Genomic DNA, 13,156 nt, shown 5'->3' on the forward strand with positions numbered 1-13,156 from the left:
CGCTGGCGTCGGAGCACGACGGCTCGGACGCGGTCGCGGGCGGAGTGGATGGCGTTGCGAACTTCAGTTTCGAGGCGGCCCGCTGGTCGAATGAACGAAGCGCGGGAGTAGCCGCAAGATCTGTCCTGCGAACAAGTGCGACCGGTGCGAACCGAGGGGCAGTTTTCGCAGGGAGATTCAGCGTAGACGCGGATGTTCAATGTCCGCCTGCTTCTTGTCACAAGGTCATGACGGATGCTAATTCACGACCGCCTGCCTTAACGTGGCGCAATCGTTCCGACGATGGCCGTCGCACTCAGTCGATCCGTAGCGGATCACCGTCGAATTCGACAAGGCAGCCGGGGCCGCCATGAAACAGCGCTTCGCGCGCATCTTCCGCCTTGCCTATTGCCGCGATCTCCGCCGCGTGCAGTTCGGCATCATCTTCCGGCACGAATCCGAGATAGCGCACGTTGGCATTATCCCAGCGATTGCGCGCGTTATTGGATACGCCATACACGACCGCGAAGTGGAAGTCCGGATAGTCGATACAGCGGCGCGCCACCTGCACCATGTCGCGATGGCTGATCCATGTGAAGAGGTGGCGAGGTACGGTTGGCCGGTCGTCCGGGCGGAACGAGCCGATCCGGATGCACGCGACCGACATGCCGTGCTTGTCGGCGTACATCCGGCCCAGCGCCTCGCCGAACACCTTCGAGATACCGTAGCGGCTATCAGGGCGCGGCGCGACGGTGTTGTCGATCATCCGGTCGCGACGATGAAAACCCACCGCATGGTTTGAACTCGCGAACACCACGCGCTTGACGCCCGCTTGCCGCGCCGCTTCGAACACGTTGTAGCAACCCTCGATGTTCAAATCGCGGATGCGCTCCCAGCGATCCTCGTCAGGAACGCCGGCCAGATGCACGACGACGTCGACACCCTCCATGGCGGGCAGAAGATCCTCAAGCCGCGTGATGTCCGCGGTCACGATTTCCTCGCCCGCCTGGGCCTCCGTCTGTGGCGCAATATCGGCGAGGCGCAGTGCATAGTGGCCCTGGAAACCGGCGCGGAGCACACGTCCAATGTGACCGGCGGCGCCGGTAATCAGTACTCGAGTCATTGATACCCCTCTCTCTGGTTCAGGTAAATACGGTTAGTCGGTTTCGCCTTTCTGTACGGCGTAGGCGGCCAGGCGGCGATGGTGCGCGTCAAGATACGCGTCGCGCGCTGGCACCAGGTGCTCCCGGCATAACTTGACCAACGATTCCCGGTCGCCGGTTCGGAGCGCCTCGATCATCTGGTGGTGCTCGGCGCGAGCCTTCTGCAGATACTGAGGAAACACGATCGATACCGAACGGATGGCATGCGTGCGGCGTTCATACTCGCGAATCGCCTCGGTTAGAACCTGGCTTTCCGACAACGCAAAGAACGCGTGGTGAAAAGCCATGTTCGCGCGGAACACGCGCCGCAGATCGCCGGCGATAGCTGCTTCGTCGTGTTCGGCCTGAATTGCCGTCAACGCAGCGAGCGCCTCGCTGCTGACCGGAAAAACGATGCGCCTCGCCGCGTCTGCCTCCAGCAGTTCGCGTAGCGCATACAGTTCAGTGACTTCGCGCGGTGTAAACGACTTGACCAGCGCGCCCACATTCTTGCGGCGCTCCACCAGGCCGCGCCGCTCCACCTCCGCCAGCACCAGACGCGCGACGTGGCGCTTCAGGTTGAAGCGCTCGCACAGATCGTCTTCCACGAGCCGTTCGCGCGGATGCAGAACGCCCAGCACGATCTGCTCCTCGAGCTCGTCTGCCACGCTGCGCAGCGTCTCGTCGATATTGCGGTCGCGTTCGACCGTCTTCGCAGCGGGTGCATCGGCGCGTTTGGGCTTGGCAGCGTTGCTCATAGAAGGGTCCGCAAAATGATCTAAGCCGCGAGCCTATACGAAAAGATGACCTTTAACCCATGTTTCCGTTGCCGGGAACGGTCGCGGTCATCCGCGCAGCTTGCAGAAAGTCGAAGTCGCAGCCCTCGTCGGCCTGAGTGATCGTCGTCAGGAACAGCTTGCGATAACCACGCTCTTCGGGATCGACCTGGCGCGCCGGCAACGCGGCGAGACGCGCTGCAATTTCCTCGTCGCTGAGGGCAAGTTCGATAGACCGTTCTGCCACGCTCAGGCGAATCCTGTCGCCAGTTTGTACGATCGCGAGGGGACCACCGATGGCCGCTTCGGGCGTGACGTGCAGGACCACCGTACCGGACGCCGTGCCGCTCATGCGGCCGTCCGAAATGCGCACCATGTCCTTCACACCCAGGCGGCCGAGCTTGCGCGGAATCGGTATGTAGCCCGCTTCCGGCATCCCGGGCGCACCGACCGGACCGATCCGCTTGAGCACGAGTACGTCGTGCGCTTCCACGTTCAGTTCCGGATCGTCGATACGGCGCGCGAGATCCTCCGCGTCCTCGAAGACGACGGCGCGACCTTCGTGCTCCATCAGGCTGGCGCTTGCCGCCGACTGCTTGATGATCGCGCCGCCCGGCGCGAGATTGCCACGCAGCACCGCAATCCCGCCTTGCGGAAAGATCGGGCGGTCAAACGGGCGCACGACTTCTTGCGCGAAGCTCGCCGGGGCGGCATCCAGCTCCTCGCCGAGCGTACGGCCAGTCACAGTGAGCGCGTCGAGATGCAGCAGCCCTTTGATCTCACGCATGACCGTGGTCAATCCTCCGGCGCGATGCAGGTCTTCCATGTAGTGCTGTCCAGACGGCTTCAAGTCGACGAGCACCGGCGTTTCACGCGCCATCCGGTCGAGCTGCTCAAGATCGATGCGAATCCCGAGCCGGCCCGCAATTGCCGTGAGGTGAATGATGCCGTTAGTCGAGCCGCCAATTGCGAGCAGCACCCGCAACGCGTTTTCGATCGCCTTGGGCGTCAGGATCTTCGCCGGGCTGAGGTCCTGACCGATCATCGCCACGGCCTGCGCGCCGGTGCGCTCCGCAATGCGGATGCGATCGGCGGTCACGGCAGGCGCAGACGCGCCACCCGGCAGCATGATGCCCAAGGCTTCCGCGATACAGGCCATCGTGCTGGCCGTTCCCATCACCGAACAGGTGCCGACCGTTGCGACGAGCTGATTGTTGACCGCTTCGATCTCGGCTTCGTTGATCTGGTCGCCGCGGAAGCTCGCCCAGAAGCGACGGCAGTCCGTACATGCCCCAACCCGTTCACCGCGATGCGAGCCCGTGAGCATGGCACCCGTCACCAGTTGAATGGCTGGAACGCCAGCCGCCGCCGCACCCATCAACTGGGCCGGAACGGTTTTGTCGCAACCGCCGATCAGCACCACTGCATCCATCGGCTGGGCCCGGATCATCTCCTCCGTGTCCATCGACATCAGGTTGCGCAGGTACATGCTGGTCGGATGCGAAAAGCTCTCGGCAATCGAAATCGTTGGGAATTCGACGGGCAGGCCGCCCGCCAGCATCACGCCGCGCTTGACCGCCTCGATCAGCTGCGGCGCGTTGCCGTGGCACGGGTTGTAGGCACTGCCCGTGTTCGCGATCGCCACGATGGGACGCGACAGCGCGTCGTCGGTATAGCCCGCGCCCTTGATGAACGCCTTGCGCAGAAAAAGCGAGAAACCCTCGTCGCCGTAGTTCGTCAGGCCCTGCCGCAAGCCGCTTTTCTTCTCGCTCATTGTCGCTCCTAGATCTTCGATGACATTATCAATAATCTTGACGGGAATGTTACCGATACTTATAGTCTCTCCGCAAGCGATTCTTTTTTGTCGCGCTCGATGCCGCCTATCAACTCTCTCCAACAGCATTCCGCCGAGGTCTTCATGAAGCATGTCGTGGCCTATCGTTCGTTGCCTCCTGCCGTGCTGGGGCTACTTACTAAGCACTGTTCCGTCGAGCTGGTCGACGTTTCCTCCGGCGACCTCGCGCCGTTCAGGCGCGCCTTGGGCGCAGCTCATGGAATGGTCGGCAACAATCTGAAGATCACGCCTGAGATCCTGGATGCAGCGCCCTCGCTTCAGGTCGCGTCCACCATTTCGGCCGGCTTCGATGCGTTCGATGTCCCCGAACTCTCGCGACGCGGCATCGTTCTGACAACCACGCCGGAAGAAGTCACGGAAACCACTGCCGACCTCGTGTTCAGTTTGATCCTCGCGACCGCCCGGCGCATTTCCGAACTCGCTGACTGGACGCGGCGCGGCCAGTGGACGCGTACGGTCGGCGAGGCGCAGTTCGGTGTGGACGTGCATCACAAGACGCTGGGAATCGTCGGGCTTGGGCGCATTGGCAGCGCCGTCGCCAAGCGCGCCGCCCTCGGCTTCGGCATGGACGTGATCTATTCCAATCGCTCCCGCAACCCCGAAGCAGAGGAGCGCTACGGCGCCCAATGGCGGCCGCTTCCCGAACTGCTCGCGACTGCGGATTTCGTCTGCGTGCTTGTGCCGCTATCGCGCGCCACCGAGCACCTGATCGGCAGCGCCGAGCTCGGAGCCATGAAGCCGTCGGCCATTCTCATCAACTGTGCTCGCGGACAGGTCGTCGACGAAGCCGCCCTCATCGCGCATCTTCGTGAAGGCCGCATTCTCGGCGCCGGTCTCGATGTGTTCGAACGCGAACCGCTGTCGCCGGACTCGCCGCTGCTCCAGTTACCGAACGTGGTAGCGGTGCCGCATATCGGTTCCGCTACGCAACAGACGCGCGAGAACATGGCCATGCGCGCGGTGCGCAATCTCATCGATGCATTCGACGGTCAGCTCTCGTCGACCTGTGTCAATCCTGAAGCGCTCCACTTCCGCCCGTCTGCGCAACAGAGCGCCGGCTGAACGGCGCGAAACACTCTCACTTTTAATCAAAAGGAACACGCGATGACCTCAGTCACCCGGCCCCGCGGCGTCTACTCGCCCGTGGTCACGCCGTTCACAAGAGACCTCCTCCCCGACCACGACCGCTATGTCCGTCATTGCCGATGGCTTATCGAACAGGACGTCGGACTCGCTGTGTTCGGCACCAACTCGGAAGCGAATTCGCTCGCAGTCAGCGAGAAAATGAAACTGCTCGAAACCTTGGTCGGCGCAGGCATTCCGGTCGATCGCCTGATGCCGGGCACCGGCTGCTCGGCACTCACCGACACAGTCGAGCTGACACGCCATGCGCTTTCGCTGGGTGTGAACAATGTGCTGATGCTGCCGCCGTTCTACTACAAGGGCGTCACCGACGAAGGCTTGTTTCGCAGCTATGCGGAGATCATCGAGCGCGTGGGTTCCGACGCACTGCGCATTTATCTGTATCACATTCCGCCCGTGTCCCAGGTGCCGGTCAGCCTCGCGCTAATCGAGCGGCTGCTAGCTGCTTTCCCGGGCGTGATCGCCGGCGTGAAGGACAGTTCGGGCGACTGGAGCAACACCCAGGCCATGCTCGAGCGCTTTCAGCCGCATGGTTTCGACGTGTTTGCCGGCAATGAAAACTTCCTGCTGGCCACCATGCGCGCGGGGGGCGTCGGCTGTATCACGGCAACCGGAAACGTCAATCCGGCGGCTATCGTGCAGCTGTATCGTCACTGGCAAGCGGCCGACGCCGATGCCCGTCAGGCAGCACTGGACGCCACGCGTGCGGTGTTCGCCAAGTTCCCGATGATTCCTGCGCTCAAGGCAGCGATCGGCGTGTATTCGAAGGCCCCCGACTGGGGCGTCGTACGTCCTCCTCTCGTCGATCTGACGCCGGCGCAGTGCGATGCGCTCGCCACCGCACTCCGCGAAATCGGCTTCTCGATGCCGGGGGTCGATGTCACCGCCTGATGCCGTGCAGAAACCCCCGCCGGTTGCATGCGCAAACCGGCGGGGGTTTCCAGCTATTCATTGCTTCGGCTTCACGCCCAATCGTCCAGCGCGTATCCGTTCAGCGCCGCTTCATCGAAGTCGAATCCCAGGCCAGGACGAGTCGGCACAGTCACCTTGCCGTCTGCGAACGACAGCTGCGTATCCACTAGCCGGCGGAAATTCAGCACCTGATCGTCAGGGAAAAATTCGACATAGCGCGCATTGGGCGTCGACGCCACCAGATGCACGTGCAGATCGTGGAACCAGTGCGGGCACATTGTTACACCCACGGCCGCGGCCGACGCCGCAATCCTTCGCCATTCGCTGATCCCGCCGCATACCGCCGCGTCCGACTGAAGGATCATGGCCGCGCGCTTGTCGAGCAGCGCCTGATGCCGCCAGCGCCCCGCTTCTATCTCGCCGGTCGCAACGGTCACCGGCGTGCGCCGGCTCAGTTGCGCATGGCTTTCGATGTCATCCGGACTGAAGGGCTCTTCGATCCAGTACGGGTTGAACGGCTCGTACCGGCGCATGTATTCGAGCGCGGTCGGCACGTCGGACCAGGCGTTATTGGCGTCGAGCATCAGCAGCACGTCGTCGCCGATCGCTTCTCGTGCCGCCCTGATCCGCGCTTCCTCGCTGCGGGGATCGAGCCGCCCTACCTTCATCTTCACGGCGCGAAACCCCTGCGCCACATAGCCCGCCATCTCCTCGCCGAGATGCTCAGGCGTCTTGCCTTCGAGGTAGTAACCGCCGCTGGCATAGGCCGGCACGGAGGCGCTGCAGGTGCCGCCGAGATAGCGGCTCAACGGCAAGCCCGTAGCGCGTGCATTGCGGTCCCACAAGGCGATGTCGAGGATGGACAGCGCGCGCATGACCGAGCCGGCGCGGCCCTGCAGCAATGACTCGTCGTACATGGCGCTCCACGAGCCTTCGACATCGAGCGCGGAGCGCCCGCGCAACAGCGGCGCAAACAATTCGCGCACGGCATACGTGACCAGCATGCCGGCGCGATTGCCGCTGTAGCAAAAGCCGATGCCGTAGTGGTCATCGGCTGTCCTGACGCGCACGACCGTGTAGTCGCGCGCAGTGACGAGACGGGTCGAAAATGCAGTGTGTCGGTCAAGCGGCACGCGGATGGTGCGCGCCTCCACCGAAACGATCCGCGCACGTGTCTGATAGTCGGCTTGCTCGGGTTCAGCGATGACGTTTTGCATAGCAGTAGATCGACTCAAAAAGATAACGATGCTCGCGGCACCGATCGTGCGGCCGCGCGCACGGTCGCAGGCGGCTGGCTTCGCCTGCGCCGCCCTGACGGCTTGCGTGGCGGGCCGGCCGCTTATGCGGCGGTGGTAGGCGTCTCGACTGGCCCGCCTGCCGCGCGCCGGCCGATGACCAGCAGCATCGCCAGCACGCCGACCAGATCGACCGCCGCGCCGAGCATGAAGCCACTGCTGTAACCGCCCAGGTACTGGACCGCCAGACCCATCATGGTCGGACCGACGATGCCCGAAATGTTGCTCATCAGGTGAACGAAGCCGCTGACGCCCCCAAGATGCCTGCCCGGCACGAGCTCGTGCATGATGGCCCAGCACGCTTGCGACGAAGCCGTCAGGAACAGCACGGCGAACGCGACAAGCAGTACTGCGGGCGTCACGGAATCGACCATGCTGACGCCCACCAGGGCGAGACCCGACAGCGCGAGCGGCACGATCGCCGAGACCTTGCGCGCCTGCAGCTTGTTGCTCGCGCGCTTGAAATACGCGTCGGCGACGAGGCCCCCGCCGAAGTAGCCGATCCCGCCGCATGCCCATGGCACTGCGCTCAGGATGCTCATGTGCTTCATGTCCAGATGCAGCGCGTTAGTGAAATAGCTGGGCATCCACGAGATGAACACGAACAGCGTGTAGTTCACCGCGAACAGGCCGACGCCGAGCGCGAGCGTGCTCGGACGAAACAGGTAACTGCGCAGCGGCGTGTTTTCGTCACCGCTTTCTGCCGGATGTACCGCGTTGCGGCTCGCTTCGACCATCTCGCGTTCGGCCGCGCCGACCCACGCGTTTTGTGCCGGCTTGTCGGTCGCGAAGATACGCCAGGCGACGATCCACGCCAGCCCGAACGCCGCGATGATCACAAACGACGTGCGCCAGCCGTAGGCAATGGCAATCAGTCCGACCACCGGCCCAGCGATCGCGCTGCCTACCGTCTGCCCCGAAAACGTAAAGCCGACCATGGTCGCGGTTTCATGGCGGGGAAACCAGTTGGTGATGGTCCGGTTAGTCGTCGAATTCATCGGGCCTTCGCCGAAGCCGAACAGCGCCCGGAAGATCAGCAGCGAGCCGAATCCGGTCGCGGCCGCAGTCAACCCGCAGAGAACGGACCACGTCCCCATCGCCCAGGAAAAGACCCTGCGCGGTCCGTACTTGTCGGCGAGTTGCCCGCCGACGAATGCAAAGATGGAATAGCCGAAGAAGAAACTGCTGAACACCACGCCGAGTTGCGCCGGCGAAAGATTCAGCTCCTTGTTGAGGACAGGCGCGACGACGCCAAGCGCCGCGCGGTCCATGTAATTGATCGCGCCCGCGATAAACAGCAGCAAGGCGACGACGTAGCGATATTTGCCTGTCTTCATGTTGTCTCTATTCCATTTAATTAAGGATGCCGAATCATATTATCTGGCACTTCTTTCGAGTACCATGAAGGAACTACTTGTTGACAAGCCTGGCCGGAAGCTGCGTCAAGATCAGACATGCGGAGATGATCAGACACCCGGCAATCAGGAACAGGCTCGAATCAAGTGAATGCGTGACCGTCTTTAGCCATCCCACAAGCGCAGGGCTGACGAACCCTGCGAGATTGCCCGTCGAGTTGATCAAGGCAATGCCGGCGGCCGCACCGGTGCCGCCGAGAAAGGACGTGGGCAACGCCCAGAACATAGGTAAGGCCGTAATCACGCCCGAAGCGGCAAGCGTCAGACCCAGCAACGCAATATACGTATTGTTGCCCGCGTAGGCGCACATCACGAATCCCACAGCCGCCATGCATTGCGGCAACACGACGTGCCAGCGGCGTTCACGCGTGCGGTCCGCGTGGCGGCCGACCACAATCATCAGAATCAACGCGGCAAGATAAGGCACGACAGTGAGCAGGCCGATCGTGAAGGCGTCCGTGATGCCGGAACTCTTGATGATGGTTGGCTGCCAGAAGCCAACGGCATAAGAGCCCATCACGATACCGAAGAGAATCGTGCACAAGGTCCAGACTTTGAGCGACGTGAAGACCTGGCGCACGGAACCGTGGCTTTTGGTGCGTGCTTCCGCATCGATTTCCGATGCAATGAAGTCGCGCTCCTCAACCGACAGCCACTTTGCGTCCTTCACCCGGTCGTCGAGGAACCAGAAAATGACGGCTCCCAGGATCAGCGCGGGGACGGCCTCCAGAATGAACAGCCACTGCCACCCGGCAAGCCCCGCGTTCCCCGCCAGGCGCTGCATGATGAAGCCCGATATCGGACCGCCGACAATGCCCGCCACCGGATTGCCCGCCATCAGGAAAGCGATCATCTTGCCGCGCCGGTGCGATGGATACCAGTAGGTGAGATACAGCACCAGCCCCGGGAAAAAGCCCGCTTCGGCCACGCCCAGAAAGAAACGCAATATGTAAAACATCGTGGGCGTCGTGACCCACGCGGTCGCGGCCGAGAGCACGGCCCAGGTGAGCATGATCCGGGCGATCCAGCGGCGCGCGCCGAGCCGGTGCAGCAGCAGGTTGCTCGGCACCTCGAAGAAGAAATACCCGATGAAAAAGATCCCGGCGCCGAAGCCGTACATCGCCTCGCTGAAGTTCAGATCGCTGAGCATCTGGAGCTTGGCGAAGCCCACGTTGACCCGATCCAGATACGCCACCACGTAGCAGACGAACAGCAAGGGCATGAAGCGCCAGGTCACTCGCGTGTAGATGGAGTTGCTTGCCGCGCTGTCAGGTATTTGTATTGCCGGGGTCTGGGTACTCAAGGGCTGTCTCCGCTATTGGATTTGACTGGCTACAGGGCGGCGGTTTACTTATGGGTGTAAATACCCGCTCGCCCTCGCGACACGCTGAGCCACTGCTGACTCAACTCATGATGCCGATCTGCCACGGCACGAATTCGTGATCACCTAGCCCGAGCATTTCGCTCTTTGTGCGCTCGCCCGACGCGGCCGCAAGAATAGCGTTGAAGATTTTCTGGCCCGTGCTCTGAATCGACGCAACGCCATCCAGGATCCCGCCGCAGTTCAAATCCATGTCTTCGGTCAGACGGCTGTACATCGGCGTGTTGGTGGCGAGCTTCAGCGATGGCACGGGCTTGGCGCCGAACATCGAACCGCGCCCCGTAGTGAACGCAATGAGATTTGCGCCGCCTGCAATCTGACCCGTCGCGGAGACGGGGTCGAAACCGGGCGTGTCCATGAATACGAGTCCAGGCTGCTTCACCAGCTCGGCGTATCGATACACTTCCATCAGCGGACCGGTGCCGCCTTTCATCGCCGATCCAATCGACTTTTCGAAGATGTTCGCCAGTCCGCCCACCTGATTGCCAGGGCTGACCTGGCCGTTGATCTGAACGTCCCGGCCGACTGAATACTCGTCTTTCCACCAGCGGATCCGCTCAACCAGCTTTTCGCCGACTTCGCGGCTGACCGCACGCCGCGTAAGCGTATGTTCCACCCCGTAGATTTCGGGTGTTTCGGAGAGGATGGCCGTGCCGCCGTGACGGACCAGCAAGTCCATCGCCGCGCCAAGCGAAGGATTGGCGGTGATCGACGAAAAGCCGTCCGAGCCGCCGCATTGCAGACCGATCTTCAGGTGGCTGGCGGGAACCGTCGTGCGCTTCACGCGATTAGCCTCGGATAACAGCGCCTGGACCGCGGCCACGCCGGCCTCGATGGTCCGGCGGGTGCCGCCGTTCTCCTGCATGATGAACGTGTGCAGCCGCGAATCGGCCTTCAGACCTTCCTGATCCATCAGTCCGGCCAGCTGGTTACGCTCGCATCCCAGCCCGACAATCAGCGCCGCGGCGAGATTGGGATGGCGCGCATAACCCGCCATCGTCCGGCGCAGCAGCGCCATCGGCTCGCCGCTCATTTCCATGCCGCAACCGATCGAGTGCGTAAAGGCGACCACCCCGTCTACGTTCGGGTAGTCCGCTAGCCGTTCCGGCGTGAACCATTCGGCGATCTTGTGTGCGACCGTGGCCGAACAATTGACTGTCGACAGCACGCCGATGTAGTTGCGCGTAGCGACCTCGCCGTTATCTCGCACGATGCCCTGGAACGTGGCGCGCCCGGCTTCGGGCACCATCTCGACGGGCCGGTAGTCCGCGCCGAATGCATAGTCCCGGTCGAACTCGCGGAACTCGACGTTATGGCTATGGACCATCGTGCCTGGCGCAATGTCCGTCGCGGCGAAACCGATCACCACGTTGTATTTGCGAACGGCCTCGCCTTTTTTGATGGGCGTCGCCGCGATCTTGTAACCTGCGGTCACCTGGCTGCGACAAACAAAATCTTCCGACTGAACCGGCGTACCGATTGCGACGTCGATGCGCGCGATTACCACATTGTCAGCGGGATGCAACCGGATCACTGGCCCGGTTACGTTCTTGCTCGTCGTCTCTGTCATCAGGCATTGCCCTTCTAAAAATTTTGCGCCGGGCGGTCAAAAAGGTGCGGAAGCGAGTAATCGCTTTCTACATAACCGGCTACGTTTGATGCGCCGCTGCTCGAAACTCGAGAATTTCAGGCATCTTATGGCACTTCAATCGCAAGTTCAAGAGAAAGCGCTTACTCATTTGCCTTTATACTACCGTCGTGCCGCCGCATAGGCGGAAATGCCGGGCACCCGAACAGGAGATTGAGATGTGGCAACAAGCTGAGCGATACCCCGACCCCCGGGTGATTTCGCTAGACCCTTCCTTTGATAAGTACCGCGTGGCCTTTTCGGCTGTCGAACGGCTGGCCACCGGCTACCGTTGGACCGAAGGTCCAGTATGGTTCGGCGATGGCCGCTACCTGCTCTGGAGCGACATTCCAAACAACCAGATGCTGAAATGGGAGGAGGAAACGGGTGTCGTCAGCGTGTTCCGGAAACCTTCCAACTACGCGAACGGCAACACCCGCGACAGGCAGGGGCGGCTCGTGACGTGCGAGCACGGCCGCCGCGTCACACGCACCGAGTACGACGGCAGCATCACGGTCCTGCTCGATTCGTTCGAAGGCAAGCCGCTCAATTCTCCCAACGATCTGGTAGTGAAGTCGGACGGCTCGATCTGGTTCACCGATCCGCCGATGGGCATTTCCGGGCACTACGAAGGCATCAAGGCGGAGCAGGAACTCCCGCACTCCGTATATCGGATTGATGGCGTGACGGGCGAAGCGTCCGTGGTCACGCGCGACCTGAAAGGGCCGAACGGCTTGTGCTTTTCACCCGACGAGAAGCTGCTTTACATCATCGAATCGCGCGGTGTACCCAACCGGATGATTCACGTTTATGAAATGGACGCGGACGGCCGCCGAATTGGCAAAGGCCGGATGTTCTACGACGCGGGCGCCGGCACGATCGACGGAATGCGCGCGGACATCGACGGCAATTTGTGGTGCGGCTGGGGCATGGGCAATGACGAACTCGATGGCGTCATGGTCATTTCGCCACAAGGAAAGATGATCGGCAGAATCGCCCTGCCCGAGCGCTGCGCGAATTTGTGTTTTGGCGGACGTGCGCGTAACCGGCTGTTCATGGCGTCGTCGCAGTCGATTTATGCGGTGCACGTCAACACGCAGGGCGCGCTGGGCGGATAGCCCGGTTCCCCGCAAAACGTGTCCCAGCCACCGGCATGCGCCGGTGGCGACACTTCACTTCCAAACTCTGACTTGATAACCCTGACATGCAAAGCAAACCCGTATTGACCGTTGCAGAAGCTACGCGAATTCTCGAAGCCGCGCGCGCGGAAGCAGAGAGAAACCAGTGGGCAGTAACCATCGCGGTCGTGGATGACGGAGGCCATCTGCTTGCCCTGCTGCGCCTCGACGGCTGTGCGCCGATAGGCGCTTACATCGCGACCGAAAAGGCGCGTACCTCAGCGCTCGGCCGACGTGAATCGAAGCAGTACGAAGACATGATCAACGGCGGCCGGACCGCGTTCCTGAGCGCACCGCTGGCCGGCACACTGGAAGGAGGCGTGCCCGTCATGGCCGACGGGCACGTTGTGGGCGCAGTGGGCGTGTCCGGTGTCAAGCCGGATCAGGACTCGCAAGTGGCCCGAGCCGCAGCAAACAGCCTGAACGGCTGATTGATACTTGAAACTGTTGGAG

The 13,156-nt window shown here is 62.2% G+C and carries 11 protein-coding genes; 4 read left to right on the forward strand and 7 right to left on the reverse strand.

Annotated features, from left to right (window positions below; translation table 11 throughout):
- Positions 1-295 precede the first annotated feature (295 nt).
- From RW095_RS06425 to RW095_RS06435, 3 genes are read right to left on the reverse strand one after another with little or no spacing between them, the layout of a single operon-like run.
- Complete coding sequence (locus RW095_RS06425; protein ID WP_317015213.1) at positions 296-1,102, reverse strand: NAD-dependent epimerase/dehydratase family protein; 807 nt, start codon at positions 1,100-1,102, stop codon at positions 296-298.
- A gap of 33 nt (positions 1,103-1,135) precedes the next feature.
- Positions 1,136-1,879, reverse strand: coding sequence for a GntR family transcriptional regulator (locus tag RW095_RS06430; RefSeq protein ID WP_317015214.1), 744 nt, complete (start codon positions 1,877-1,879; stop codon positions 1,136-1,138).
- Positions 1,880-1,931: 52 nt separating this feature from the next.
- Positions 1,932-3,671 carry an IlvD/Edd family dehydratase gene (locus tag RW095_RS06435; RefSeq protein WP_317015216.1) on the reverse strand — a complete coding sequence of 580 codons (1,740 nt, stop codon included), beginning with the start codon at positions 3,669-3,671 and terminating at the stop codon, positions 1,932-1,934.
- A gap of 144 nt (positions 3,672-3,815) precedes the next feature.
- On the opposite strand from RW095_RS06435, the gene RW095_RS06440 reads away from it, so the two are divergent.
- Positions 3,816-4,814 carry a 2-hydroxyacid dehydrogenase gene (locus RW095_RS06440; RefSeq protein WP_317015217.1) on the forward strand — a complete coding sequence of 333 codons (999 nt, stop codon included), beginning with the start codon at positions 3,816-3,818 and terminating at the stop codon, positions 4,812-4,814.
- 42 nt (positions 4,815-4,856) lie between these two features.
- On the forward strand, positions 4,857-5,786 hold the full coding sequence (locus RW095_RS06445; RefSeq protein ID WP_317015219.1) for a dihydrodipicolinate synthase family protein: 930 nt from the start codon (positions 4,857-4,859) through the stop codon (positions 5,784-5,786).
- A gap of 71 nt (positions 5,787-5,857) precedes the next feature.
- On the opposite strand, the gene RW095_RS06450 is transcribed toward RW095_RS06445, so the two are convergent.
- From RW095_RS06450 to RW095_RS06465, 4 genes are all read right to left on the reverse strand, one after another.
- A complete protein-coding gene (locus RW095_RS06450; protein ID WP_317015221.1) occupies positions 5,858-7,024 on the reverse strand; it encodes a mandelate racemase/muconate lactonizing enzyme family protein in 1,167 nt (388 codons plus the stop codon).
- Between the two features lie 122 nt (positions 7,025-7,146).
- The gene (locus RW095_RS06455; RefSeq protein WP_317015222.1) at positions 7,147-8,439 is read right to left on the reverse strand and encodes an MFS transporter; all 1,293 of its coding nucleotides are present in this window, start codon (positions 8,437-8,439) and stop codon (positions 7,147-7,149) included.
- A 73-nt stretch (positions 8,440-8,512) separates the two neighbouring features.
- Positions 8,513-9,820 (reverse strand): MFS transporter, encoded by a 1,308-nt coding sequence (locus tag RW095_RS06460; RefSeq protein WP_317015224.1) that lies wholly within the window; start codon positions 9,818-9,820, stop codon positions 8,513-8,515.
- A gap of 100 nt (positions 9,821-9,920) precedes the next feature.
- Positions 9,921-11,468: a UxaA family hydrolase gene (locus RW095_RS06465; RefSeq protein ID WP_317015225.1), complete on the reverse strand. Its 1,548-nt coding sequence runs from the start codon at positions 11,466-11,468 to the stop codon at positions 9,921-9,923.
- A 236-nt stretch (positions 11,469-11,704) separates the two neighbouring features.
- Between RW095_RS06465 and RW095_RS06470 the strand changes: the two genes are divergently transcribed.
- Positions 11,705-12,643 carry an SMP-30/gluconolactonase/LRE family protein gene (locus RW095_RS06470; RefSeq protein WP_317015227.1) on the forward strand — a complete coding sequence of 313 codons (939 nt, stop codon included), beginning with the start codon at positions 11,705-11,707 and terminating at the stop codon, positions 12,641-12,643.
- An 86-nt stretch (positions 12,644-12,729) separates the two neighbouring features.
- The gene (locus tag RW095_RS06475; RefSeq protein ID WP_317015228.1) at positions 12,730-13,134 is read left to right on the forward strand and encodes a heme-binding protein; all 405 of its coding nucleotides are present in this window, start codon (positions 12,730-12,732) and stop codon (positions 13,132-13,134) included.
- The last annotated feature ends 22 nt before the right edge of the window (positions 13,135-13,156 follow it).

The organism is Paraburkholderia kirstenboschensis, assembly GCF_032806925.1.
GTDB classification, from domain to species: Bacteria; Pseudomonadota; Gammaproteobacteria; order Burkholderiales; family Burkholderiaceae; genus Paraburkholderia; species Paraburkholderia kirstenboschensis.